The 24,603-nt window shown below is 67.6% G+C and carries 21 protein-coding genes; 7 read left to right on the forward strand and 14 right to left on the reverse strand.

Features of this window, described 5'->3' with window-relative positions; all coding sequences use genetic code 11:
• Positions 1-48 precede the first annotated feature (48 nt).
• The 4 genes from AC3WP6_RS11500 to AC3WP6_RS11515 form a co-directional block, all read right to left on the reverse strand.
• The gene (locus AC3WP6_RS11500) at positions 49-528 is read right to left on the reverse strand and encodes a DUF6691 family protein (RefSeq protein ID WP_492627838.1); all 480 of its coding nucleotides are present in this window, start codon (positions 526-528) and stop codon (positions 49-51) included.
• Position 529: 1 nt separating this feature from the next.
• Positions 530-979 carry a YeeE/YedE family protein gene (locus tag AC3WP6_RS11505; RefSeq protein WP_492627839.1) on the reverse strand — a complete coding sequence of 150 codons (450 nt, stop codon included), beginning with the start codon at positions 977-979 and terminating at the stop codon, positions 530-532.
• A gap of 31 nt (positions 980-1,010) precedes the next feature.
• A complete protein-coding gene (locus tag AC3WP6_RS11510) occupies positions 1,011-2,282 on the reverse strand; it encodes an OmpP1/FadL family transporter (RefSeq protein WP_492627840.1) in 1,272 nt (423 codons plus the stop codon).
• 304 nt (positions 2,283-2,586) lie between these two features.
• Positions 2,587-3,795: an MFS transporter gene (locus tag AC3WP6_RS11515; protein ID WP_492627841.1), complete on the reverse strand. Its 1,209-nt coding sequence runs from the start codon at positions 3,793-3,795 to the stop codon at positions 2,587-2,589.
• 343 nt (positions 3,796-4,138) lie between these two features.
• Between AC3WP6_RS11515 and lplB the strand changes: the two genes are divergently transcribed.
• Together lplB and AC3WP6_RS11525 are read left to right on the forward strand one after the other, a co-directional pair.
• Entirely contained in the window at positions 4,139-4,429 is a 291-nt protein-coding gene (gene lplB, locus AC3WP6_RS11520) for a lipoate-protein ligase small subunit (RefSeq protein WP_492627842.1), read from the forward strand.
• Complete coding sequence (locus tag AC3WP6_RS11525) at positions 4,426-5,202, forward strand: lipoate--protein ligase family protein (protein WP_492627843.1); 777 nt, start codon at positions 4,426-4,428, stop codon at positions 5,200-5,202. Before lplB ends, AC3WP6_RS11525 begins: the two co-directional genes overlap by 4 nt.
• Positions 5,203-5,214: 12 nt before the next feature.
• On the opposite strand, the gene AC3WP6_RS11530 is transcribed toward AC3WP6_RS11525, so the two are convergent.
• On the reverse strand, positions 5,215-5,709 hold the full coding sequence (locus AC3WP6_RS11530; RefSeq protein WP_492627844.1) for an NUDIX hydrolase: 495 nt from the start codon (positions 5,707-5,709) through the stop codon (positions 5,215-5,217).
• 94 nt (positions 5,710-5,803) lie between these two features.
• On the opposite strand from AC3WP6_RS11530, the gene AC3WP6_RS11535 reads away from it, so the two are divergent.
• Entirely contained in the window at positions 5,804-6,598 is a 795-nt protein-coding gene (locus tag AC3WP6_RS11535) for a phosphodiester glycosidase family protein (RefSeq protein ID WP_492627845.1), read from the forward strand.
• 18 nt (positions 6,599-6,616) lie between these two features.
• On the opposite strand, the gene AC3WP6_RS11540 is transcribed toward AC3WP6_RS11535, so the two are convergent.
• The 3 genes from AC3WP6_RS11540 to AC3WP6_RS11550 are packed head-to-tail and all read right to left on the reverse strand — an operon-like array spanning position 6,617 to position 10,264.
• Positions 6,617-7,993 carry an MBL fold metallo-hydrolase RNA specificity domain-containing protein gene (locus AC3WP6_RS11540; RefSeq protein ID WP_492627846.1) on the reverse strand — a complete coding sequence of 459 codons (1,377 nt, stop codon included), beginning with the start codon at positions 7,991-7,993 and terminating at the stop codon, positions 6,617-6,619.
• A gap of 22 nt (positions 7,994-8,015) precedes the next feature.
• Positions 8,016-9,149, reverse strand: coding sequence for a succinyl-diaminopimelate desuccinylase (gene dapE, locus AC3WP6_RS11545; RefSeq protein WP_492627847.1), 1,134 nt, complete (start codon positions 9,147-9,149; stop codon positions 8,016-8,018).
• Between the two features lie 50 nt (positions 9,150-9,199).
• Positions 9,200-10,264: a VIT1/CCC1 transporter family protein gene (locus AC3WP6_RS11550; protein WP_492627848.1), complete on the reverse strand. Its 1,065-nt coding sequence runs from the start codon at positions 10,262-10,264 to the stop codon at positions 9,200-9,202.
• Between the two features lie 298 nt (positions 10,265-10,562).
• Here AC3WP6_RS11550 and AC3WP6_RS11555 point away from each other — a divergent pair, with 298 nt between their 5' ends.
• Positions 10,563-13,595, forward strand: coding sequence for a ligand-binding sensor domain-containing diguanylate cyclase (locus AC3WP6_RS11555; RefSeq protein WP_492627849.1), 3,033 nt, complete (start codon positions 10,563-10,565; stop codon positions 13,593-13,595).
• Position 13,596: 1 nt separating this feature from the next.
• On the opposite strand, the gene AC3WP6_RS11560 is transcribed toward AC3WP6_RS11555, so the two are convergent.
• On the reverse strand, positions 13,597-13,959 hold the full coding sequence (locus tag AC3WP6_RS11560; RefSeq protein ID WP_492627850.1) for a Spx/MgsR family RNA polymerase-binding regulatory protein: 363 nt from the start codon (positions 13,957-13,959) through the stop codon (positions 13,597-13,599).
• Positions 13,956-14,777 carry a 2,3,4,5-tetrahydropyridine-2,6-dicarboxylate N-succinyltransferase gene (dapD, locus tag AC3WP6_RS11565; protein WP_492627851.1) on the reverse strand — a complete coding sequence of 274 codons (822 nt, stop codon included), beginning with the start codon at positions 14,775-14,777 and terminating at the stop codon, positions 13,956-13,958. Before dapD ends, AC3WP6_RS11560 begins: the two co-directional genes overlap by 4 nt.
• A gap of 578 nt (positions 14,778-15,355) precedes the next feature.
• Between dapD and AC3WP6_RS11570 the strand changes: the two genes are divergently transcribed.
• Entirely contained in the window at positions 15,356-16,471 is a 1,116-nt protein-coding gene (locus tag AC3WP6_RS11570; protein WP_492627852.1) for an HD-GYP domain-containing protein, read from the forward strand.
• Positions 16,472-16,790: 319 nt separating this feature from the next.
• Here the strand turns inward: AC3WP6_RS11570 and glnD are convergent, their stop codons facing one another.
• Together glnD and map are read right to left on the reverse strand one after the other, a co-directional pair.
• Positions 16,791-19,433 carry a [protein-PII] uridylyltransferase gene (gene glnD, locus AC3WP6_RS11575; protein WP_492627853.1) on the reverse strand — a complete coding sequence of 881 codons (2,643 nt, stop codon included), beginning with the start codon at positions 19,431-19,433 and terminating at the stop codon, positions 16,791-16,793.
• A 179-nt stretch (positions 19,434-19,612) separates the two neighbouring features.
• Positions 19,613-20,377 (reverse strand): type I methionyl aminopeptidase, encoded by a 765-nt coding sequence (map, locus tag AC3WP6_RS11580; protein WP_492627854.1) that lies wholly within the window; start codon positions 20,375-20,377, stop codon positions 19,613-19,615.
• A gap of 325 nt (positions 20,378-20,702) precedes the next feature.
• On the opposite strand from map, the gene rpsB reads away from it, so the two are divergent.
• A complete protein-coding gene (rpsB, locus tag AC3WP6_RS11585) occupies positions 20,703-21,539 on the forward strand; it encodes a 30S ribosomal protein S2 (RefSeq protein WP_492627855.1) in 837 nt (278 codons plus the stop codon).
• Between the two features lie 92 nt (positions 21,540-21,631).
• Entirely contained in the window at positions 21,632-22,513 is an 882-nt protein-coding gene (tsf, locus tag AC3WP6_RS11590; RefSeq protein WP_492627856.1) for a translation elongation factor Ts, read from the forward strand.
• A 383-nt stretch (positions 22,514-22,896) separates the two neighbouring features.
• On the opposite strand, the gene AC3WP6_RS11595 is transcribed toward tsf, so the two are convergent.
• On the reverse strand, positions 22,897-24,057 hold the full coding sequence (locus tag AC3WP6_RS11595; protein ID WP_492627857.1) for a 5-(carboxyamino)imidazole ribonucleotide synthase: 1,161 nt from the start codon (positions 24,055-24,057) through the stop codon (positions 22,897-22,899).
• A complete protein-coding gene (gene purE / locus AC3WP6_RS11600) occupies positions 24,054-24,557 on the reverse strand; it encodes a 5-(carboxyamino)imidazole ribonucleotide mutase (protein WP_492627858.1) in 504 nt (167 codons plus the stop codon). Before purE ends, AC3WP6_RS11595 begins: the two co-directional genes overlap by 4 nt.
• Positions 24,558-24,603: the final 46 nt, after the last annotated feature.

Here is a 24,603-nt window from a genome sequence, read left to right on the forward strand (position 1 = left end):
CCTGAAGTCTACGGCGCAGCGCGACCCGCGACAGGGGATCTCTCGGACTCAACCGTGTGCGTGTGCCGGCACGCCGGACACGTGGCTGTCGCGGACTTGCGCCGCCGGCCACTGCCCTGCCAGCCAGTGCCCGAAGGTCATGGTCGCGACGAAGCCGACGACGGGCCACATGCCGCTGGCGAGGGCGGCGATGGCCGGGCCCGGGCAGAAGCCGCCGAGCCCCCAGCCGATGCCGAAGATCGTCGCGCCGCCGACGAGGCGAATGTCGATCACGGTGCGCGTGGGCAGATCCCAGTCGGCAGCCAGCAGCGGCCGGTAGCGGCCATGCATGGCGAGCTGGAACGCGGGCAACGAGACCAGCACCGCGCCGCCCATTACCAGCGCCAGGGTGGGATCCCAACGGCCGGCAAGGTCGAGGAAGTTCAGCACCTTGGCCGGATCGAGCATGCCCGAAACGCCAAGCCCGAGACCGAACACGAGACCCGCCGCCAACGCGATCGGGCTCCGCCATTTCCGTGCACCGTTCATGTCAACCTCCCACCACGTGCCGCACGACAAACACCGTCGCGAACGCCGCCAGCATGAAGGTGCCGGTGGCGACGAACGAACGCTTGGACAGCCGCGCGATGCCGCATACGCCGTGGCCCGACGTACAGCCGCGCCCAAGCCGGGTGCCGACGCCGACGAGGAATCCCGCCGCCAGCAGCACCGGCCACGATGCCTGCAGGTCGACGCTGAAATGCGTGCCCGGCAGGCCGTGCCGCGTCAGCCACTCGTAGCCGAACACGCCGCCGATGAGCCCGGCGAGATACCACGCACGCCAACTGCGATCGCCCGCGGGCTCCTTCAATACCAACCCGCCGAGGATCCCGCTGATGCCGGTAACCCGGCCGTACAACCACAGCCACGCAACGGTGGCAATGCCGATCAGCAAGCCGCCGACGAGGCCCTCCCAAGGGGTGAAACTGGTGATGCTCATGATTGCCTTTCCTGCCCCCTCATATGGGGGCTCACAGCCGCCATCCGTAGCCGATGCCGATCGAGTCTTCATGCATGCGCAAGGTTTCGCTCGCCATCGGATCGATCAGCGAAACGCCGCGCACGCGGTTGCTGAACGCGTGCAGGTACGACAGCGACAACTCGCCGCCGGCCGTGCGATATGCCAGCCCCAGCGTCGCGTGATCGCGGATGACGCCGGGCGCGAGGATGTTGAACGTGACGTTGGCGGCGGTCACCGGGTTGGTGCTGTGGTTGTAGCCGGCGCGCAGCGTCCAGCGGTCGTCCACGCGCCAGGCCACACCCAGCTTCCACACGTTGGTGTTGCGCCAGCCAAAGCCGGGGCCTGCCGGAGAACCCAGCGGCGCCTGCACGCGGCTCGTGCGGCCGACGCTGGGCACATCGCCATAGTTGATGCGCTGGTAGTCGGCAGCGATCAGCCAGCGGCCGTTCGGCCTCAGCGCCACGCCGACATTCCAGTTTTCCGGCAGATCGAAACTGCCGTGGCCGGCGAACAGGCCGCGGTAATCATCAAACCGGCTCATGTGCAGCCGTGGCGAGTAGGCGGCGCCCAGGGTCACGTGGTTGCCCACCTGCGCATACCAGCCCACGCGCACGCCCACGCCGGTGGAACTGCTGGTGCCGCGGTTGGTGAGGTGATCCGGCGCCACCGACATGCCGGCAAACGCCTGCAGGCCATAGGCCTCGAACCGCTGGTAAGCGAACAGCGGCGAGAAGCCCAGCGCCTGGTGTTCGGTCAGGCGCAGCGCAAACGTGGGCGCAACCACGAGCTGCTGGAGATTCACCCCGAGATGGCCTTGGCCACACAAGAGGTTGGACGCCGGCGCACCGGCGCCGCAGGTGTTGGCCGCAAGCGCATGGCCGGGGTAATCGGTATTCATGCCGCCATTGCCGTAGACCGTGACGCCCAGGGCGTAGCGGCCATCCACCACGTGGTTCCAGCCAAACGACGGCACCGGAAAATAGTTGCGCCCGCTGGCGGCCGCACCGACCGGCCCGGGGAAGGCGCTGTCGCGACTCGCCCGTCGACGCGGACTGAAGGCCACCAGCCCGGCATCCAGGCGGTTTCCGGCAAACAGCATCGATGCCGGGTTGTTCGCGCCGCCCATGGCGTTGTCGGCCACCGCAGTGGCAGCGCCGCCCATGCTCTGCGCCTCGATGCCGTAACCGTGTTGAAAATAACCGTCAGTGGCGTGCGCGGCCGGTACCGCCAACACGGTCATCGCCACCCACCAGAACTTGCTTGCCAACATCTTGTCCTTCATCCGCTGTGCCGCCGCCAACTGCGCAAAACGGCTAGCCGGTCGTCACGACAACATGCGCAGCAACGCCAAGTTAGTGCGGCGCACCATGCCTGCCCAACTCCCTCCCGTCATGTACTTATGCCGTGCGTGCATATGGCATGCGCGGCATTGGCCGGGCCTGCATCACGCATACCGGGAATCGGGAATCGGGAATCGGGAATCGGGAATCGGGAAAAGCATGACGCGGGTAGCGCTTTGCACGGCGGGTATGGCAAAGGCGTCGCTTTGACGCCTGCGCCCTATACCCAAGCCCGAACCGACCGCCCTACGCGCCGCGTGGACGCTCGCTGCGGAACAGACGCAGCGCCAGCGCCGCTGCCAGCCACGCGGCTGCGGCAAACACACCCAGGGCGACGGCAAAGCCGGCGACCAGTACCGCCTGGAACACGAGGCTGCCCAGCCCGAACCCGACAAACAGCGAGAATGCCATCAGCGCCACCGCCTGCCCGCGGTCGCCCTTGAGGTCGGTGGCAATCGCCGCCAGCTGCGGGTGGGTCAGGTCGAAGCCGAGCGAGAGCAGCACGATCGCCACCCGCACGCCGTTCAGCGGCAACGGCAGCGCCAGCAGCAGCGCGCACACGCCGGTCAGTGCCACCCCGGCAGGCACGATGCGCGAGCGGCCGTAGCGATCCGCCAGCTTGCCGATCAGCGGGCCAAAGATGAGGCCGGGAATGCCGTAACCCAGCATCACCCAGCCGATGCCGGCCTCGCCCAAACCGAAACGCTGGTGCAGGTACACGCCCAGCCAAGTGAACACGCCGGAGATCAGGACCGCGTTGATCAGCACGTAGGCATACGTGCGCCGCGCCCTGCCCTGCGCCAGCAATTGTCCATAACCGCGAAACACGCGCGACCACGCATGCGCGATGCGCGACGCCGGCAGGCGCGGCAAGGCATCGGCGGCGACGGCATAGCCCAGCGCCAGCGCGCACAGCGCCGCCACGCCGAGAAACAGCGCCCGCCAGCCGACCAGCGGTTCCAGCAGCGCGCCGATCGCGGCACCGGCCGCGGTGCCGCCGGCAATTGCGCCGAACAACCAGCCCACCGCCTTGCCGCGCCGGGTGAACGGCACCACGTCGCCGATCAGCGTGAGCGAAATCGGCACCACGCCGGCGGCGCTGATGCCGGCAACGACGCGCCAGGCGATGAAGGTGCCGACGTGGGTCGCGCTCACCGTCAACGCGGTGATCGCGGTGAACAGCGCCAGCGAGGCGAGGATCACGCTGCGCCGGCTGAAGTGGTCGGACAACGGCCCGCTCGCCAGCGTGGAAATGCCCTGCGGTATCACGTACGCCGGCACCGCCAGCGCCACCCACGCGATCGGGCTGGCAAACACCGCGGCCAGGCGCGGAATCAGTGGCGCGACCATGAAGGTCTGCACAAACACGAGAAAGGCGGCAGTACAAACCAGCGCCAGCATGCGGCGCTCGGCGCGCAGCGACACCGCTGGCGCAACAGATTGAGAAGAAGGCATGGAAGGGTCGAAGGGCATGTGAGATGCGGGTGCACGGTAGCGCTGTGCGACCCAAGCTGCGAAGCATGCGCGCGTCTGCGGCACGGTAGTGTGTAGATGTGCCGGAAGCGTGTGCGGCCACAACGCCAGCGACAGCGGCCACGTCGTTTTGGCCATCTTTCCCGCCAGTTCTGGGTCCTTGGAACCGCCATGAGCCGGCAAACCGTCGCGCAAGCGGGCTCAAAACGACGCTGCCTCGCCTGCCCGGTTTCCCCCGCGCACGCTCCTGGATCAAGAGCCGGCGCGCCGTGCTTGCTAGACTTTCCTGTCTGGTCCGCCTGCGCGGACGCCAACGAGGCAAGCCATGCACGGTGAATACAAAATGCCCGGCGGCAAGCTGGTCGTGATCGACCTCGCGGTGCGCGATGGCCGGCTGGATGGCGTGCGTCTGAGCGGCGATTTTTTTCTTGAACCCGACGCCGCACTGCCGGCGATCGACGCCGCGTTGAACGGCCAGCGCGCCGACGCCGACGACGCCGCGCTCGCTGCCGCCATCCTCGGCAAGCTGCCCAAGGACACTTCGATGTACGGCATTTCCCCGGAAGCCATCGTCACCGCCGTGCGCCGCGCACTCGCGCCTGGAGAAACCGCATGAGCCGCAGCATGTGGCGCGACCACGACTGGCAGTTGATCCACACCGCCCCGCAGGCGCCGCTGCTGCACATGGCGCTCGACCAGGCGCTGCTCGACGAAGTGGCCGCCGGCCGCCGCCAGCCGACGCTGCGACTGTGGGAATGGGCCTCCTCCGCAGTCGTCATCGGCCGCTTCCAGTCGCTGCGCAACGAGGTCGACGCCGAAGCCGCCAGGCAGCACGACATCGAAGTGGTGCGCCGCATCTCGGGCGGCGGCGCCATGTTCATCGAGCCGGGCAACACCATCACCTATTCCATCTACGCCCCGCTGTCGATGGTGGAAGGCATGAGTTTCCAGGAGAGTTACGCGCTGATGGATTCCTGGGTGCTGGCCGCGCTGGGCGAGCTGGGCATCAAGGCGTGGTACCAGCCACTCAACGACATCACCTCCGCCGGCGGCAAGATCGCCGGCGCCGCGCAGACCCGCAGCCGTGGCGCGCTGCTGCACCACGTCACCATGGCCTACGACATCGACGCCACGAAGATGCTCGACGTGCTGCGCATCGGCCGCGAAAAACTCTCGGACAAAGGCACCGCCAGCGCGGCCAAGCGCGTCGACCCGCTGCGCAGCCAGACCGGCCTGCCGCGCGCCACCGTGGTTGAACGCATGCTGGCCACCTTCCGTCGCCTGCATGGCCTGGCCGACGACACCTTGCGCGATGCCGAACTGGCGCGCGCCGAGGCCCTGGTCAAGGAAAAATTCGGCACCTCGCAGTGGGTTGCCGACGTGCCCTGAGGCGCGTGCCGCTCACAACCGCGTGCAGGCCCACGACTGCATGTGGCCGTCGCGATACGGCATCACGCCGTGGAACGGGCGTGGATCGGCGTCGAACACCAGCGGCAGGAAGTGGCGGTCGCCGTCCCACATCGGCAGGGTGAATGCCAAAAGGTCGCTGCGCGCGACCCAGCGCAGCGTGCCTTCGTGGTTGCCGGGCAACGGCGTGCCGGTGAACCCGTCGATCAAGAAAACGAAGCCGAGCCAATCCTCGCCATGCTTGCCGAAGCCCGGCCAGTTCAGCGTGCCGCGCAATTGCATCGAGGTGATGGCGATGCCGGCTTCCTCGCGAATCTCGCGCCGCATGCAGCCGGCAATGTCCTCGCCGGGTTCCATCTTGCCGCCCAGGCCGTTGTACTTGCCGTAGTGCTGGTCGCTCGGCCGCGTGTCGCGGTGGATCATCAGCACCTGCGTGCGATCCGGCGACAGCACGTAGCCGAGCGAGGCGACGATGGGCGTGTAGGGCATGGCAACCGGCAGGCGAAAACATTGATTGTAGCGACGCCGGCGAACGACACGGGCGCGCTTGCCACGAACGGGGTGCCACGGCGACCATGCGCGCATGCGTGTTCCCTCATTTCCCCCTCGCCGCATCACCTGCTGGCTGCCGATGCTGGCCTTCACGCTTGCCGGGTGCGGCGCCGCCGCACATGCGCCACACGGCAGCGAGGTCAACCTCGACGGCCAGAGCTACCGCGTGGTGCGGCTCGATCTCAAGCATGAAACCCTGAGCCTGCACTGGCGCGACCCCGCCACCGGCGCGCCGTTCGCCAGCATCGACGCGCTGCGTGAGTGGGCCGGCGCACACGGCCAGCGTGTGCTGTTTGCCACCAACGCCGGCATCTACGATGCCAACGCCGCGCCGCTCGGCCTGCATGTGGAAGACGGCAAGACACTGGTGCCGCTGAACCTTGCGCACGGCAACCCGGCGTCCGGCAATTTTTCGCTGCTGCCCAACGGCGTGTTTGCCATCGACCGCCACGGGCACGCCAGCGTCGAGACCAGCGCCGCGTTCAAGGCCGCCGGCAAGCCGGTGCGCTGGGCCACGCAATCGGGGCCGATGCTGGTGATCGACGGCGCGCTCAACCCGCACTTTCTCGCCGATTCCGGCAGCCTCAAGTGGCGCAGCGGCGTGTGCGCAAAAACGCCAAACGAAGTCGTGTTTGCCGCCAGCGAGGTGCCGGTCAACTTCCACGATTTCGCGCGCCTGTTCCGCGACCAGCTGGGCTGCCGCAACGCGCTGTACCTGGACGGCACCATCTCCCAGCTCTACGTGGACGGCGAAGGCTACGCCGGCGCGCCGAGCTTCATGGTCAAGCCCTACGCCGGCATCTTTGCGGTGCTGGTGCCGCAGTAGCTGCGCTGCGCCACCGCGTCACGCCGCTTGCGTGGCGCCGGCCTGCGCCAGCGTCACCGCAATCCCATGGCGCCGGTGCAGCTCTGCCGCCAGCGCGCGGCGCGCGTCGTCCTCGCCATGCACCAGCACCACCGGTGGCCGGTCGCCGGCGCTGGCGTACCAGTCGAGCAGGCCGCGCTGGTCGGCGTGGGCAGAGAGGCCGCCCACGGTGTGGATCGCCGCGCGCACCGGGATTTCCGCGCCGAACAGGCGCACGCGCGGTGCGCGGTTGACCAGGGTGCGGCCCAGCGTGCCGGCGGCCTGGTAGCCGACAAACACCACGTGGTGGCGGGCAAAGGCAAGGTTGTTGGCAAGGTGATGGCGCACGCGCCCACCGTTGGCCATGCCGGAGCCGGCAATGATGATCGCGCCGCCGTGGATGCGTTTGATCGCGCGGCTTTCCACGGTGGTTTCGCACACGCGCAGGTTGGGCAGCTTGAACGGCCGCCGCCGGCCGCGCCACAGCTTCTCTGCCCTGGCGTCGAACAGCGCCTCGTGACGGTCGTAAACCGCCATCACCTTGGCCGCCATCGGGCTGTCCAGAAAGATCGTCCACGACGCGAGCTGCCAGCGGTCGAAATACTCGGCAAACCAGTACAAAAGTTCCTGGCTGCGGCCCACGGCAAACGCGGGAATGATCACGTTGCCGCCGTCGGCGCGCGCGTGGGCGAGAATGTCGCCCAGCTCGGCCACGGTGGCGGCGCGGTCGCGGTGGTTGCGGTCGCCATAGGTGGACTCCAGCAGCACCAGATCGGCCGCCGGGCGCGGTGCGGGGTCGCGCAGGATCGGCGTGCCGCGCACGCCCAGGTCCCCGCTGAACACCAGCGTGCGGCCTTCGGCACGCAGCTCGACCACGCTGGAGCCGAGGATGTGCCCGGCTTCGTGCAGGCGCAGCATGACGCCGGGCAGGATTTCCACTGGCGTGTCGTACGCCTGCGGACGCAAACGCCGCTGCGTGGCGGCGACATCGACCGGCGTGTACAGCGGCTCGATCGGCGGCAGGTCGGCGCGGCGTTCGCGGTTCTCACGCTCGGCGCTGCGTTCGGACAGCGAAGCCGCATCGCGCAGCATCACCGGCAACAGGTCGCAGGTGGCAGTCTGTGCATGGATGGCGCCGGCAAACCCGCGCTTGAGCAGGATCGGAATCCGCCCGCAGTGGTCGATATGCGCGTGGCTCAGCACCAGCGCGTCGATCGACGCCGGATCAAACCCGAACGACGCGCGGTTGCGCGCTTCGACATCGCGGCTGCCTTGCAGCATGCCGCAGTCGAGCAGAACCCGTTTGCCGGCGACTTCGACCAAGTGGCAGGAGCCGGTGACCTCGCCGCCTGCCGCTCCGTGAAATACGACTCGCATGTGCGCCTCCGTGGCGTCGGTGTCAGCGCAGCAACTGCCGGCAAATGGCTTCGTACACATCGGGCAGACGTTCCAGCTCACCCACGTCGATGCATTCGTCCACCTTGTGGATGCTGGCGTTGACCGGCCCGATCTCGACCACCTCGGCGCCCAGCGGCGCGATGAAACGGCCGTCGGAAGTGCCGCCGCCGGTGCTTTGCTCGGGCTCGATGCCGCACAGTTCGCGGCACACCCCGATCACCGCCTCGCGCAGGCGCCCGCCGGGCGGCGTCAGGAACGCCGCGCCGGAGAGGTTCCAGTCGAGCGTGAAGCGCACCCCGTGGCGGGCGAGGATGGCTTCGGTGCGTGCGCGCAGATCCTCGGCGCGGCTCGCCGTGCCGTAGCGGAAATTGATCAGTGCCACCAGCTTGCCGGGAATCACGTTGTTGGCCCCGGTGCCGGCATTCACGTTGGACACCTGGAACGAAGTAGGCGGGAAATCCGCGTTGCCATCGTCCCAACGCTCGGCGGCGAGCTCGGCCAACGCCGGCGCAAACGCGTGGATCGGGTTCAGCGCCTTCTCCGGGTAGGCGACGTGACCCTGCACCCCGTGCACCGCGAGCGTGCCGGAGAGCGAACCGCGACGACCAACGCGCACGCGGTCGCCGAGCCGTTCGATGGCGGAGGGTTCACCCACCACGCACCAGTCGATCCGCTCGCCGGTGGTGCGGAAGTGCTCGGCCATGCGCCGCACGCCATCCAGGTTGGTCGGGCCTTCCTCGTCGCTGGTCAACAGCAGCGCCACGCGCCCGGCGTGCGCGGGGTACGCCGCGACAAACCGTTCGAGCGCCACCGTCATCGCCGCGACCGCGCCTTTCATGTCCGCCGCGCCACGGCCGTATAGACGGCCATCGCGCACGGTCGGCGTGAACGGCGGACTTTGCCACGCAGCCTCCGGGCCGCTCGGCACCACGTCGGTATGGCCGAGGAATGCGAGCGTGGCGCCGCCATCGCCGTGCACCGCCCACAGGTTGTCGACTGCACCGAAACGCTGCCGCTCGATGCGAAAACCGGCTTGCGCGAGGCGTGCGGCCAACAGCGTCTGGCAACCGGCGTCTTCCGGCGTGGTCGAACGCCGAGCGATCAGCTCGCGCGTCAATGCAAGCACTGCGGACATCCACCCACCTCGCCGTTGGCGCCAACCCGCAGCATAGCAAGCCCCCGCGCTCAGCCCGTGAGCGTTACGCCCAGCACATGGCCCACGCCCCAAGTCACCGCCGCGGCGCCGAGCGTGATGCCGAACTGGCGCGCAATCGAAAACAGCATGTTGCGTCCGGTGAACAGGGCCGTGCCGACGCCGATCAGGCTGAGCCCCACGGCCGTGGTGGCCGCGCTCGCAGCGAGCGCGGTACCGCCACCGGTGAAGAAATACGGCGCCACCGGAAACAACGCACCGCAGGCAAACAGGAAAAACGACGAGATCGCCGCGCTCCACGCCGAACCGCCGAGCTCGGCGGGATCGACGCCCAGCTCCTCGCGCACCAGCATGTCCAGCGTGGCGCGCGGCGAGGCGGTGACATGGCCGGCGAGGTGCTCGGCCGCCGCCGGGTCGAGCCCCTTGTCGCGATAGATATCGGCAATGTTCGCCAGCCCTGCTTCCGGCACCGCCGCCAGGCGCTCCGCGCGCTCGGTGATCTGCGCTTGGTAGAACTCGCGCGAGCTGTTCACGCTGAGCCATTCGCCCAGCGCCATCGAACAGGCGCCGGCCACCAGCCCGGCCAGCCCCGCCAGCAGCACCGCGCGGTCGCCGGTGGCGGCGCCGGCCATGCCCATCACCAGCGACACGTTGGAGACCAGCCCGTCGTTGGCGCCGAGCACCGCGGCACGCAGGGTATTGCCGCTTTGCGCACGATGCCGGTGGCCGGCCCCAGCGAGCAGACCCGGTGACGCAAAGTGGTCGCGATGGCCGCTGCGGTCGACCGGCGTGGCGAGGTAATCGGCGTGGACCCGGCGCACCACGGTCGGCATGACAAATTCGGTGCCGAAGTGACGTGCAAACCAGCCAAGCACGCGTACGCGCGCTCCGATGCGCACCGGCGGCACCACCGCCCCCAACGCGCGCAGCCGCGCCTCCCAAAACGCCGCATTGGCCTTTTCGCCCGCCGCGATGCGGCGATAGACCTGAGCCTGCGGCGCATCGCCCGCCAGCGCCGCCAGCCGCGCGTAAAGCGCGGCGTTGTCGCGCTCGATGCGCAGATTGTTGCGGACACGGCGGGTGCGGGGATCGCCCATGGGGTGTCAACCAGTGGTGACGCGGCGGTCTGCCGCGTCGTGCAGCTTACGATGGGCCGCCGCAAACCACCTGCGCCAAGGTTCGCGCGGCCGCAACCGCCGCCAGCAACTGGCAAGCCATTTGCTTGCCAGCCTTCGAGGCAGGCGCTTCGAGCCTGCCGCTACCACTGAGGATGTAATGGGGCAGCCGCCCATCGCCGGACACCATTGCACCGGGCCACACCCGGGCCAGTGGTGCGCCTGCGTCGTTTTGTGCCTTTTTGCGGCGTGTGCGCTGGCCGCCGTACCCACCGGAGCTGTGTCCGCGACGACAGCCAGCAACGCCGGTTTGCCGTTCGTGCACAATTTTTCGCCTTCGGAATACGGCGGTGGCGCGCAGAACTGGGCGATTGCGCAAGACCGCGACGGCGTCATCTACGTGGGCAATGTGGAAAGCGGCATCCTGGTGTTCGACGGGGCACGCTGGGAGACCATCGCAGTACCCGACCACGCCACCGTGCGCTCGCTGGCACTCGGCCCGGACGGGCTCATCTATGTCGGCACCGTCGGCAACCTCGGGTATTTGAAACGCGACGCGGCCGGGCGCCTGGTGTTTGCCTCGCTGCTGCCAGCCGTGCCCAAGGCTGAGCGTGGCTTTGCCGACGTGTGGAACATCCACGCCACAGCCCACGGCGTGTATTTCGTCACGCTCTCCAGCATTTTCTATTACCAACGCGGCACCATGCAGGTGTGGAAACCAGCCACGAGTTTCCACTTCAGCTTCATCGTCAACGACACCCTCTACGTGCGCGAAGTCGGCCGCGGGCTAATGCAGATGGTGGCCGGCAAGCTGCAACTCGTTCCCGGCAGCGGGCGCTTTGCGAACGAAAAGATCTACGCGCTGCTGCCGTGGCGCGGGCCTGGCCATTTGCCCGGCGAGCTGCTCATCGGTACCCGTTCGCAGGGCTGGTTCCTTTACCACGCCGGCACCTTTACGCCGTGGGCGCTGGACGTCGCGGCCGAGATCCGCCGTGACAACCTCTACGGCGCCACCTGGCTCGCCAACGGCCAGCTCGCGATCAACACCTTGCGCGGCGGGGTGTACGTGGCGGATGCCTCGGGGCACCTTGCCTACACCCTCGACTACGCCACCGGGCTGCGCAGCAACCTGATACTGGCCACTCTCGTTGATCGCGACAACGGGCTGTGGCTGGCCACCGGCAACGGTATCGCGCGGGTGGCGACCGCCGCGCCGCTGACTGTGTTCGATACCCGCAATGGTCTGCGCGGCGAGGTACAAACCATCCGCCGCTACGCCGGTGCGCTGTTCGTCGGCACCACCGAAGGCCTGTTTCGGATGACGACCGGCGCCAATGCCCATTTCACCCGGGCGGAACCCTTGCCGGGGCAGATCTGGGATCTCGACGAGGCCGACGGCGAGCTGGTGGTGGCCACCGATGACGGCGTGTTTGCCTACACCGACCGTGGCAACGGCCAGCCGCCAGTTATCACCCGCATCACGCGCGGCACCGCGGCATTGGCGCTGCAGCGCTCCCAGCGCGACCCCAACCGCCTGTTTGTCGGCTATCAGGACGGCTTCGGATCGATCCGCCGCACCGCGAAGGGCTGGTTGGACGAGGGCCGCATCGCGGCGGTGCAAGGGCAAATCCGCAGCATTACGGAACACCGCGATGACCAGTTGTGGCTCAGCCCGTGGGTGGGCGGCCTGCTGCGCGCGCGCGTTGCGCCGGATACCGTCGATGGCGGTCGTGGCGCCGTCCGCATCGAGCGTTTCGGCCACCACGACGGCTTGCCGGATGGGCTGGTGCAAGAGGCGCGTATCGACGGCACCATCCGCTTCATCACCAACGCCGGCATCTATCGTTTTGCGGCAAACCAACGTTTCGAGCCGGACCCTGGCGCCGCCGGATTGGTACCCCACAGCACCCTGCCGGTGGACAGCCTGTATCAAGACCACCACGGCGAGGTGTGGACCACCATCACCGACGCCAAGGGGTTGAGGCATACCGGACGCGCGATCCGCACCCCAAACGGCTGGCAATGGAAGGAAACGCCGCTGCAACTCATCCAGGGCGCCGGCGCCAATACGTACCTCGACGAGGGCGACGACGCGTTGTGGATCGGCAGCGACAACGGCTTGTTTCGCTATCAACGCAGCCACCGCAGCACACCGGCAGCAACGCCCGCCACCCTGCTGCGCATGGTTGCCGAGCAAGGCGACATCGCCTTGTTCGGCAATCGCCCGGCCACCGATAAGCTGGCCGTGCCGTACGCTCACAACGCGCTGCGCTTCGAGTTCGCCCTGCCCAGCTTCGACAAACTCGCCGGCAACCGCTACCAGGTGTGGCTGCAAGGTCTTGCCCGCGACTGGTCGCCGTGGGCGGCCGCTGCCTATCGCGACTACACGAACCTTGCGCCGGGGGTGTACCGGTTTCACGTGCGTGGTCGCGATGCCTACGGCCGGGAGGCGCGTGCGGTCACGTTCGATTTCCGCATCCTGCCGCCGTGGTACGGCACCTGGTGGGCGTGGTTGACCTGGCTGCTGCTGGCCGGCACTGCGCTGTACCTGCTGCTGCGTTGGCGCGTGGCGCGCATGCAACAACGCAACCGCGCGCTCGAAGCCGTCGTGGCACTACGCACGGCAGAACTCGCACATGCCAACGATGCGCTGCGCGAAGCCAATCAGGCGCTCACCCAGCAGGCCGTCACCGACCCGCTGACCGGGATGAAAAACCGGCGCTACCTGGATGAATCCATCCAGCACGACATTCAGGCTGCGCACCATGTGGACACCGGGCGGCTGCTGTTCCTGATGATCGACATCGACCATTTCAAGGCGATCAACGACGCCTGGGGGCATGCGGCCGGCGACCGCGTGCTGCAGCAACTGCGCGACATCCTGCTGGCCGCCATCCGCAGCACCGACATACCGGTGCGCCGCGGCGGCGAGGAGTTTTTGATCGTGGCACGCAACGTGCCGCACGACGACGGTTCGCTGTTGGCCGAACGTATCCGCGCCACCGTCGCCAACCACGTGTTCGACCTGGGCGAAGGGCGCCGGACCCACGTCACCTGCTCGATCGGCTTTGCCTGCTACCCGTTCTTTGCCGATGCGCCCGACCAGCTCGGCTGGGACCAAGTGGTGAACCTCGCCGATGCGTGCCTGTACGCCGCCAAGCACGGCGGCCGCAATGCGTGGGTTGGCATTGCGCCGATGCACGCGCCACTGGCCGAGGATGTGCTGGGCACGCTGCGCGCGATGCTGGCACGCCAGAACGCGCCCGGCCCGCTGCCGATCCTGACCTCGTGGACACCGGCACCGGCCCCGTAAATCAGCGCGGAAACAGCTTCTTGAAGCCGTTGTCGCTGAACCCGACGCTCACGCTGCCATCTTCGCGCACCACCACCGGGCGGCGGATCAGCGCCGGGTATTCCTTGAGCAACAACGTCCACTCCGGATCGCTGCCAGGGCCGGGGTTCTTGCGCTGCGGCAGCAGGTTGCGCCAAGTGGTGGAGGACTTGTTGACCAAGTGCTCCCAACCGCCCAACGCCTGCGCCCACGCTTTGAGCGTACCGGCCGGCACCGGGTTCGCGCGGTAATCCACAAAGGCGTAGGCCACGCCAAAGCGATCGAGCCAGTTGCGTGCCTTGCGGCAGGTGTCGCAGGTGGACAGGCCATACAGCGTGACGCTCATGCCTCGCCCCGCAAGAGTTCATTGATCGAGGTCTTGCCGCGCGTCTTGGCATCGACCTGCTTGACGATGATCGCGGCATACAAGCTGTGCGTGCCGTCCTTGGCCGGCAGGCTGCCGGCCACCACCACGCTGCCGGCCGGCACCCGGCCGTAGCTCGTCTCGCCGGTCAGGCGGTTGTAGATGCGCGTGGACTGGCCGAGGAACACCCCCATGCCGATCACGCTGCCGCGCTCCACCACCACGCCTTCGACCACTTCCGAACGCGCGCCGATGAAGCAATCGTCTTCGATGATGGTCGGCCCGGCCTGCAACGGTTCGAGCACGCCGCCAATGCCAACGCCGCCGGACAGGTGCACGTGCGCACCGATCTGCGCGCATGAGCCGACCGTGGCCCAGGTGTCAACCATCGTGCCCTCGCCGACGAACGCGCCGATGTTGACGTAGCTCGGCATCAGCACCGCGTTTTTCGCCACGTGCGCGCCACGCCGCACCAGCGCGCCGGGCACCACGCGCGCGCCGAGGTTTTCCAGCTCGGCGGCCCGCGCAAACCGCAGCGGCACCTTGTCGAATGCGAGCGCCGCGCCACCGTCCACCACCCGGTTGCCACTCAGGCGGAAATACAGCAGCACGGCTTTTTTCAGCCACTGGTTGACCACCCAGCCGCCGTGCCCGTCCGGCTCGGCCACCCGCCGCTGCCCGGATTCGAGCAGATGCAGCGCCTCCTCCACCGCGCCGCGCGTGCGGGTTTCAAGCTCGCCGCCGACAAACGGCTCACGGTGCACAAACGCCTCGTCGATCAGGGCCTCAAGATTCTGCATGGCAAACGGATGTCCAAACGGGAAAGAGCTGCTGCATTGTGGCGGCCCGGCGCGCGGGTTGCCAGCTCGGAACCCGACACTCACGCCAAAGGTCGGCCCGCGGTACAGCGCCCGCGCGCTGCTGGCGAGCCTGGCGGCCGCCAAGCCAAGCGAAGACCTGACCTGCCGATCATTCGGGCCCCTCATTCACAACGAGGATGAGCTGGCGCAACGCGAAACCGCAGGGATGACGACCGGCCGCGCGATTAGACCAGGCCCCTCCGGGAATGCAGAATCTCCCGGCTGGGAAATCGGGAATCGGACACAACGGGTACCCGCAGGGTGATTGCCCTTGTGGGTCGGGCCCAAGCCCGGCAACCGCCGCCAGCAAAGCCACCAGGCCCGCCCTCGCATCGGCTCGCTCTTCCTGTTCCCGGCCCCACTCAACTTTCCTCCCGTCCCGCCGATGACCCAGCGAAGTTACGCTCAGCGCGCCGACCACCCCGTGACCGATGGTGCGATCGACTCGCGAGGTGTCCGCGAGAGGAGGTGCCCAACATGCCGCAACCACAACCCGCTCCCGACCGGCCGTACCGGCCATGAAGTCACGCGATTTCGACCCCAATGACCTGACCGTAGGCCAGGTGCTGCCGCGCGATGCGTATAACGGCAAGGGCCAATTGCTGCTGCGTCACGGCTCGATCATCCGCAACACCTTGCAACGCGACCTGATTGCGGAAAACGCGTTGGCAACAACGGCGCCGTCCCCTGGGCGCGCGGAGCAGGAAACCACCATTCCGGCGACGCCACTGGGCATGCTCATCGCCGCCCGCTGGCGTCTGATGGCGCTGTTCGAGCAGGGTTCGAGCTATTTTCCGGCCGACCTGGTGCGCATCGCCGCACTCGTGCGCCGCGCCTGCCGCGCCAACGCCGACCTCGCGCTGGCTGCCGTGGTACTGATGCGCGACGCGCCCTACGCGGTGCGCCACGCAGTCAACGTTGCCACGCTGTGCCAGGTCGTCGGTGCCACGTTCGAGTGGGACGACGACCTGCTCGCCTCGACCACGGCCGCTGCCTTGACGATGAACATCGGCATGCTCGAAGTGCAGCAGCAGCTGTACAAGTCGCATGCGCCGCCGACGCCGGAACAGCAGGAGATCATCCGCCGTCACTGCGAGCGCGGGGTCGAGATGCTGCGCGAACTGGGCGTGGACGATCCGGTGTGGCTCGCTACCGTGCGTGACCATCACGAACGCATCGACGGCAGCGGTTATCCGGCGGGTCGGCGCGGCAGCGCCGTTGCCCAGCCGACCCGCCTGCTCACGCTCGCCGACATCTACTGCGCGCGCATCTCGGCACGCGCCTATCGCCCCGCCATGGTACCTACGCCCGCCCTGCGCCAGTTGTTCTTGAATGAGGGTGGCCAGATCGACGAAACCCTGGTGGCGCAATTCATCAAGGCGATCGGCGTGCACCCGCCAGGCACCGGTGTGCGCCTGCGCAACGGCAGCATTGCCATCGTCACCCAGCGCGGCACTGGCAAACACGGCCCGCGGCTGGCGGCGATCACCAACGCGGTCGGCATGCGCCTGCCCACGCCGCTGCGCCACAACGGCGATTCGCCGATGCACGCGATCCAGACCACCGCCGATCTCGAAGCCCTGAAAATGCCGGTAAGCATGGCTGCACTGTGGGGCGCCGACGCGACGTTGTGAGGGTCCGGGATTCGGGATTGGAGATTGAGGATTCGAGGGGAGCGCAGCCCGGCAAGCAGGGACTCGGAATGCAAGATTCGGGATTCGAAAGAGCGCGACTCGGCGAGCACCGTGCTTGTGGACCGGGCTTCAGCCCGACGGGTATCGACGCGGTCGCGTTTCAAGGCTGCCCACACTGCGTGGCGAGACCAACACCCTCGAAAGCAGAAAGCAAAGCGACCCGATCCACGCGCGCAAAAAAACCGCGATACCAGACGCCAGCAATTCCGATTTCCGATTCCCACTCCTCCGCCCGACACCCCCTTGGCAGCAAAACGCGTCAGCCATGTGGCGCGCCGATACGGGCGACCAGCACGGTGCGCAGGCGCTCTTGTGCCGCGTCGTCGAGTGGCCGATCGTTGCGGTCGGAGACGAGGAAAAAATCCTCGGCGCGTTCGCCGAAGGTGGCAATGCGCGCATCGTGCACGCGTACGCCGGCTTCGAGCATGCCGCGCGCGACCGCCGCCAGAAGGCCGGGGCGATCGGTGGCCACCAGCGCCAGCTGGGTGCGATTGCCGGCAGCGCTGAACGCAATCCGCGGCGCGCTCTGGAAGTGTTTCAAATGCCGCGACATGCTGCGCCGGGCCGGCGCCACCGGCGCGGTCTGCGCCAGTGCGCGCTGCATGCGCACCCGTAGTTCGGCGCAGCGTGCAGCGCTTGCCGGCTGCTGGGTATCGGCTTCCAGCAGCAAAAAGGTGTCGAGCGAGCGCCCGTCGCGCGAATTGAGGATGCGCGCCTCCAACACCGAAAAACGCATGCGGTCGAGCATCGCCGTCGCCGTGGCGAACAAGCCGTCGCGGTCCGGTGCGCAGATGAAAAGCTCGGTGGTGCCGCGCACCGACAGCGGATGCACCTCCACCAACGGTGCGCTGTCGGCGTGCCGCAGGAGCGCTGCCGTCTGCCACGCGATCTGCTCCGGCCGGTGGCGCAAAAAGCTCGGCTCGGAAAAACTCGCCCACAAGGCCTGTGCCGCAGCGGCGTCGATGCCGTCGGCCGCGAGCAGCGCCAGCGCGCGATCGCGGCAGGCCTGCGCGCGCAAGGCCGCACGCTGGGCGGGCTCTTCGCCACTGCGCAGCGCATACCGCGTCGCGGTGTAGAGGTCGGCCAGCAGGCGATCCTTCCACGCGTTCCACAAGCGCGGGCTGGTGCCGATGATGTCGGCCACGGTCAAGAGGTAGAGATGATCGAGCCGCGCCCAATCGCTGACGACATCGGCAAAGCGCTGCACCACGGCCGGATCGGTGATGTCCTGGCGCTGTGCGGTGGCACTCATCAACAGGTGTTGGCGCACCAGCCATGCCACCAGCTCCACGTCGTCCGGCGGCAACCCGAGCCGGATGCAGAACGCGCGCGCCTCGCCTTCGCCCAGCACCGAATGGTCGCCGCCGCGGCCTTTCGCGATGTCGTGAAACAGCCCGGCCAACAGCATCAGCTCGGGCTTGTCGAGGCTCGGCCAGATATCGCACGCCAGCGGAAAATCGCTGCGCGCGGCCGGGTCGGCAAACCGCGCCAACTGGCGCAGCACGCGCAGCGTGTGCTCATCCACGGTGTACACGTGGAACAAGTCGTACTGCATGCGCCCGAACACCTTGCCGAACGCGGGCAGCAATGCGGCCAGCAGGCCGTGACGATTCATCCGCCACAACGCGTCCACCGCCGGTGCGCCACGCTTGAGCAGGCGCAAAAACGCGGCCAGCGCCGCCGGGTCGTCGCCGAGTTTGCTGCCCAGCGTCGCCGTGGTCTGATGGATGCGGCGCATGGTGTCGGCGCTGAAGCCGACCAGCCCGGCCTGGTCCAGCCGGGCGATGAAAATCTCGATCAACGCCTGCGGCCGACGCGTAAACAACTCGGGATCGCGCGCCGCGAGGCGGGTACCGTAGCGGATGAAGTCGGCGCCGACCGGCACGCCGTCGCGCGGCGGCTCCAGCATTTCCACAAAGCGCTCGGAAATCTGCACACCAAGGCGTTCGACCACGCTGGCGGCGCGGTAGTAGCCCTGCATGAACTGCTCGACGCCGAGGTTTTTCGCGTGCTCGTCCTCGAACCCCAGGCGGGTCGCCAGCGCACGCTGGTAGTCGAACAGCAAGCGCTCTTCCGGTCGCCCCGCTTCGAGATGCAGCGCAAAACGGTAGCGGCGCAAGGTGCGCTCCGCCGCGCACAGCGCGTCGCGCTCGGCCGGATCGAGCAGGCCTTCCAGTTGCATCTCGCCAAACCCGCTCGCATGCGCCAGCCGCTGCCCCAGCCAGCGCAACGAATCCAGCGTGCGCAGCCCGCCGGGGCCATCCTTGAGGTTGGGTTCGAGGTTGTACGCAGTGTCGTCGAAGCGTGCATGGCGCGCGTCGCGCTCGCCCAACCGGGCGGCGAGATACGCCTTGGGCGGCCACAGCGCGGGATCATTCACGATGGCGCGCAGGCTCGCTTCCAGTGCGCGGTCACCGGCAAGCCGGCGCGCGTCCAGCAGGCTGGTGAACACGCTGGCGTCCGCCGCCGCAAGCTTGCGGCACTGCTCGGCATCGCGCACCGCGTGACCCACCTTGAGGCCGACATCCCACAACGTCGCAAAACACTGTTCGAGCGCGCGCAAACGCGACGGCTCGGAGCGTTCGGCCAGCACCAGCAGATCCACATCCGACTGCGGAAACAACAGGCCGCGGCCAAAGCCGCCCACGGCAAACAACGCCGCGCCAGTCACCTCGCCCAGGCAGGCATTCCACACATGCACCACGATGCGCGCCACCGCCTCGCCACGCCGACGGGCCAGCGCCTCGGCGTCGCCACCATCGCGAAACGCCGTCGCCAGCGCGCGATCCACGTCCCCCAGCAATTGCCGCAACGCGTGCCGCGCCTCGCCGGACACCCCGGAACGGGGCACCGTTGGCGGCAGACGCGGCAGCGGTGGCAGCTCGACACTGGCGGCAGTCATTCGCGCAGCCTAGGAGCGTGGGCGGCAGAAACCAAGCCGGTGCGGTACCGCCTCACCCGGCTCTTTCGAATCGCGATTCCAGAGTCCCCGCTTGTCGGACTGCAGTCCGCCCCACGAGCATCACGCCCGCCCAATCGCGCTTTTTCGAATCCCGAATCCCGAATCCCCAGTCCCGGCAATCAAGCATCCGGCCACGGCGTGAGGATCTCGAACCCGTCCTTGGTCACCACCAGCGTGTGCTCCCACTGCGCCGACAGCGAGTGGTCCTTGGTGACCACCGTCCAGCCATCGGGCAGCTGCTTGGTGTTCGGCTTGCCGGCATTGACCATCGGCTCCACGGTGAAGGTCATGCCCTCCTTGAGCTCCAGCCCGGTGTGCGGCTTGCCGTAATGCAGCACCTGCGGGTCATCGTGATAGATCTTGCCGATGCCGTGGCCGCAGTATTCGCGCACGATCGAGTAGCCCGCCGACTCCGCGCAATGCTGCACGGCGTGGCCCACGTCGCCCAGCGTGGCGCCGGGGCGCACCGCGCGGATGCCGGCCATCATCGACTCGAACGTGGTATCCACCAGGCGCTTGGCCAGCACCGACGGAGTGCCAACGAAATACATGCGGCTGGTGTCGCCGTGCCAGCCATCCTTGATGACAGTGATGTCGAGATTGATGATGTCGCCATCCTTGAGCACCTTGGATTCGCTCGGGATGCCGTGGCAGATCACGTGGTTGACCGAGGTGCACAGGGTCTTGGGGAAGCCGTGGTAGCCGACGTTCGCCGGAATTGCCTTCTGCACGTTGACAATGTGCTCGTAGGCGCGACGGTCGAGCTCTTCGGTGGTGACGCCGGGCTTGACGTATTCCTTGAGCAGCGCCAGCACTTCGGCCGCCAGCTGGCCGGCCACGCGCATGTGCTCGATGTCTTGCGGGGATTTCAACGTGATGGCCATGATCGAGTCCTGATGGGCGGCACAAGCCGTCGCACCGGGCCATGGCTCGTGCCGGCAACTTGCCGCGTCGCCGGCGTACCGGCTACAATTTCGAAGTTTTGCAGCGCATTGCAGCCACTTCACGTGGGCAACGGTTGCAAGACGAAAACGGGATGATTGTAACCGCGCCGCGGTGCAACACCCAAACCAACGCCACACACGCATCGGCACCGTCTTCGGGGTGCTGCGCGGCTGCCGCCTGGCAGCCGACGCGGTCGAAGCCGGGGATGCGTGGAGGTCCCAACCCCCGGGCCACACCTACAAGGCCCACTGCAAGGAGTCACCCATGGCACAAGTCACCATGCGCGAAATGCTCGAAGCCGGCGTGCATTTCGGTCACCAGACGCGTTACTGGAATCCCAAGATGGCGCCGTACATCTTCGGTGCCCGCGGCAAGATCCACATCATCAACCTTGAAAAGACCCTGCCGCTGTTCACCGACGCGATGAACTTTCTGTCGGGCCTGGCGCAAAAGCGCGGCACCGTGCTGTTCGTCGGCACCAAGCGCTCCGCGCGCGAGGCGGTGGCCGATGAAGCCCGCCGCGCCGGCATGCCGTTTGTCGCTGCGCGCTGGCTGGGCGGCATGCTCACCAACTTCCGCACGGTCAAGCAGTCGGTCGGCCGCCTGAAAGAGCTGGAAGCCGCCGAGACCGACGGCACCTTCGACAAGCTGGTCAAGCACGAAGTGCTGTCGCTGCGCCGTGAGCGCGACAAGCTCGAGAACTCGCTGGGCGGCATCAAGGACATGGGGCGCCTGCCCGATGCGCTGTTCATCATCGACATCGGCCACGAAAACATCGCCGTGCAGGAAGCCAAGAAGCTCGGCATTCCGGTCGTGGCAGTGGTCGACACCAACTACAACCCGGAACTGGTCGATTACGCCATCCCCGGCAACGACGACGCGATCCGCGCGGTACAGCTCTATACCCGCCTTGCCGCCGACTCCATCCTCGAAGGCAAGGCTGCCGCACCGGCCGCTGCGCAGGGTGACGGCGACGAGTTCGTCGAACTCGACGAGGAAGGCAACCCGGTGGCCAAGGCCGAGCACGCCGAACGCAAACCGGCACCGCGCAAACACGCCCCGAGCCGCGATGGCGCACACGCTCCGCGCGACGCCAAGTAATTCGGCCCGGCAGCCCCGCTGCCGCACCGATCCGCCACACCGGCGTCGCGATGCCCGTCATCGCGACGCTTTCAAGCATGCGAGGAATACCGATGAGCAATATCACCGCCCAACTGGTCAAGGAGCTGCGCGAACGCTCCGGCGCCGGCATGATGGAGTGCAAGAAGGCACTGGTGGCGAACGACGGCAACATCGACGCCGCCATGGAGTACCTGCGCAAGTCCGGCCTGGCCAAGGCTGACAAGAAGGCTGGCCGCGTCGCCGCCGAAGGCCGCATCGTCACCGCCCACGCCGGCAGCACCGCGGTGCTGGTCGAGGTCAACTGCGAAACCGACTTCGTCACCACCAACCCCGATTTCGTCAAGTTCAGCGACACGGTTGCCGAGCTCGCGCTCAAGACCAACGCTGCCGACGTCGAGGCGCTGAATGCCGCCGCTTATCCCGGCGGCAACACTGTGGCCGATGGCGCCAAGGCGCTGATCGCCACCATCGGTGAAAAGATCGAGGTGCGCCGCCTGGCGCGCGTCGTCCATGACGGCGTGCTGGCCAGCTACATCCACGGCGGCCGCATTGGCGTGCTGGTGGCGCTCGAGGGCGGCAACGAGGAATTGGCCAAGGGCATCGCGATGCACGTCGCCGCCATGAACCCGGCCTACGTCCACGCCGAGGACGTGCCGGCCGACTTCATCGCCAAGGAAAAGGAAATCGCGCTGGCCGCGATGTCCGAGAAAGAAAAGCACAAGCCGGCCGAGATCCTCGAAAAGATCATTACCGGCAAGGTGCACAAGATCATTTCCGAAGCCACGCTGGTCGGCCAGACCTACGTGATCGACACCACGGTCACCGTGGCCGAAGCCCTGAAGAAAGCAGGCGCCGAGATCGTCGCCGTTGCCCGCCTCGCGGTTGGCGAAGGCATCGAGAAGGTGGAAGAGGATTTCCATGCCGAGGTGATGAAGCAGGCCGGGCTGGCCTGATTCCCCGCAAGCCCGGAGTTCGGGGTGCCCAGCGGCACATGAATGTGCCGCTCGTAAGGCCTACGGGCCCCACGGAGCCTGGCACGCTCTGCGGGCCAGGTGAGTCAAAAACGGGCAGGAGCCCGTTTTTGACTATCGGACAAACTGGCTCTTGCCCTAATCCTGCGCCACACAGAAAAGCCACGGGGGACCGTGGCTTTTTCGTATCACGAAACACCAGAGCCAGAGCGCCGTTACCGATGCCCGAAAAGGGCCCCTGCCTTTTTCGGGCTCGCATGGCTCGCTACCGTGAGCCATGCTCCGTTGGCCGGGCCTCCGGTCCGGCCAACGTGCGCCCATCCATGGGCGCAGCTCTGTACCGCACCTTCTCGTAACCCCACACGCTATCCGGCGTGCAAAACCTCAAGCGCCCCCGCCACTTGGGCCTCTCGCCCCAGCGCCCGGCTCACGGTCTCCAGCCGCGCAATCATCGTCGCGGCGTCCGGTGCACACACCGTGGCGTGGCCCACCTTGCGCCCCGGCCGTGCAGCTTTTCCGTAGTCGTGCCAGTGGGCATCGGTGGCGCGCAGCAGCGGCGCCGGGTCGGGCAGCTCACCGAGCCAATTGAACATCACCGAGAGGCCACGCACGCCGGTATCGCCCAGCGGGATGCCCATCACCGCGCGCACGTGGTTCTCGAACTGGCTGGTATAGGCGCCCTCGATCGACCAATGCCCGGAGTTGTGCACGCGCGGCGCCATCTCGTTGCCCAGCAGTTCGCCATCTTTCACGAACAGCTCGAGTGCGAACACGCCGACGTAATCGAGTTTTTCCGCCAGCACACACGCCAGGGCGTCCGCCTTGGCCTGCAGGTTGCCGAGGTCTTCCGCGGGCGCCAAGCTCAGATTCAACACGCCGTCGACGTGCCAGTTGCGCGTCAGCGGCCAAGTGCGGAACTCCCCATCGGCGCCGCGCACGGCAATCACCGACAGCTCACGCTGGAACGGCACGAAAGCTTCGAGGATCAGGCCGTTCGGGCTGGCCTGCGGGCCGAGTGCCACCCACGCCGCATCGGCATCGGCCAACGATTTCAGCCGGAACTGGCCCTTGCCGTCGTAGCCAAAACGACGGGTCTTGAGAATGGCCGGCGCACCAATTTGCGCCAACGCGCGGTCAAGCTCCTCGCGCGTTGCCACTGGCGCGAAATCCGCGGTGGGGATGCCGCATTCGCGGAACGTGGTTTTCTCGATCACGCGGTCCTGGGCGACCGCCAGCGCATGCGGGTTTGGCCGCACCGCAACCCTCTCGACCAGATGCGCCGCGGTTTCCGCCGGCACGTTCTCGAAGTCGAAGGTGACGGCATCCACTTCGTGCGCAAACGCTTCAAGCCCGGCGTAGTCGTTCCACGGCATCACCCGCAGCGGCGCCACCTGCCCCGCACAGGCGTCGGGCGAGCCATCCACCACCACCGTCCTGACGCCGAGCGGCGCGGCCGCAAGCGCCAGCATGCGCGCCAGCTGGCCGCCACCAAGAATGCCCAGCACGGGCTGCCGATGCGCGCTCATGCGCGCGGATCCGGCCGGTCGAGAACGGCTTGCGTCTGCTGCGCCCGCCAGTCGCGCAGGCGCTGCGCCAGCGCAGGGTCGCCCAGCGCCAGCACTGCTGCCGCCAGGAGCGCCGCGTTGATCGCACCAGAACGGCCGATCGCCAGTGTGCCCACCGGCACACCCGCCGGCATTTGCACGATGGAGAGCAGCGAATCCATGCCATTCAGTGCCTTCGACTGCACCGGCACGCCAAACACCGGCAAGGCGGTCTTTGCCGCCAGCATGCCCGGCAGGTGGGCGGCACCACCGGCGCCGGCAAGGATGACCCGAATGCCCCGTGCCGCCGCCTCTTCCGCGTAGCGAAACAGGAGATCGGGCGTACGGTGGGCCGAGACCACGCGCACCTCGTTGGCGACCCCGAGTGCGCTCAAGGTCGCCACCGCATGCTCCATGGTTTCCCAATCCGAACGCGAACCCATCACCACGCCGACGCGTGGCGTTTCGGTGCCGGCCATCATGGCTCCATCGTCGAAAAGCCGTTATTGTACGGGCTTTCTCGCACGA

The organism is Rhodanobacter sp. FW106-HT46G03 (genome assembly GCF_058789895.1).

Coding starts and splice junctions, on each gene's coding strand:
- AC3WP6_RS11500 (WP_492627838.1), bottom strand. CDS start 528: ATGAACGGTGCACGGAAATGGCGGAGCCCGATCGCGTTGGCGGCGGGT.
- AC3WP6_RS11505 (WP_492627839.1), bottom strand. CDS start 979: ATGAGCATCACCAGTTTCACCCCTTGGGAGGGCCTCGTCGGCGGCTTG.
- AC3WP6_RS11510 (WP_492627840.1), bottom strand. CDS start 2,282: ATGAAGGACAAGATGTTGGCAAGCAAGTTCTGGTGGGTGGCGATGACC.
- AC3WP6_RS11515 (WP_492627841.1), bottom strand. CDS start 3,795: ATGCCTTCTTCTCAATCTGTTGCGCCAGCGGTGTCGCTGCGCGCCGAG.
- lplB (WP_492627842.1), top strand. CDS start 4,139: ATGCACGGTGAATACAAAATGCCCGGCGGCAAGCTGGTCGTGATCGAC.
- AC3WP6_RS11525 (WP_492627843.1), top strand. CDS start 4,426: ATGAGCCGCAGCATGTGGCGCGACCACGACTGGCAGTTGATCCACACC.
- AC3WP6_RS11530 (WP_492627844.1), bottom strand. CDS start 5,709: ATGCCCTACACGCCCATCGTCGCCTCGCTCGGCTACGTGCTGTCGCCG.
- AC3WP6_RS11535 (WP_492627845.1), top strand. CDS start 5,804: ATGCGTGTTCCCTCATTTCCCCCTCGCCGCATCACCTGCTGGCTGCCG.
- AC3WP6_RS11540 (WP_492627846.1), bottom strand. CDS start 7,993: ATGCGAGTCGTATTTCACGGAGCGGCAGGCGGCGAGGTCACCGGCTCC.
- dapE (WP_492627847.1), bottom strand. CDS start 9,149: ATGTCCGCAGTGCTTGCATTGACGCGCGAGCTGATCGCTCGGCGTTCG.
- AC3WP6_RS11550 (WP_492627848.1), bottom strand. CDS start 10,264: ATGGGCGATCCCCGCACCCGCCGTGTCCGCAACAATCTGCGCATCGAG.
- AC3WP6_RS11560 (WP_492627850.1), bottom strand. CDS start 13,959: ATGAGCGTCACGCTGTATGGCCTGTCCACCTGCGACACCTGCCGCAAG.
- dapD (WP_492627851.1), bottom strand. CDS start 14,777: ATGCAGAATCTTGAGGCCCTGATCGACGAGGCGTTTGTGCACCGTGAG.
- AC3WP6_RS11570 (WP_492627852.1), top strand. CDS start 15,356: ATGAAGTCACGCGATTTCGACCCCAATGACCTGACCGTAGGCCAGGTG.
- glnD (WP_492627853.1), bottom strand. CDS start 19,433: ATGACTGCCGCCAGTGTCGAGCTGCCACCGCTGCCGCGTCTGCCGCCA.
- map (WP_492627854.1), bottom strand. CDS start 20,377: ATGGCCATCACGTTGAAATCCCCGCAAGACATCGAGCACATGCGCGTG.
- rpsB (WP_492627855.1), top strand. CDS start 20,703: ATGGCACAAGTCACCATGCGCGAAATGCTCGAAGCCGGCGTGCATTTC.
- tsf (WP_492627856.1), top strand. CDS start 21,632: ATGAGCAATATCACCGCCCAACTGGTCAAGGAGCTGCGCGAACGCTCC.
- AC3WP6_RS11595 (WP_492627857.1), bottom strand. CDS start 24,057: ATGAGCGCGCATCGGCAGCCCGTGCTGGGCATTCTTGGTGGCGGCCAG.
- purE (WP_492627858.1), bottom strand. CDS start 24,557: ATGATGGCCGGCACCGAAACGCCACGCGTCGGCGTGGTGATGGGTTCG.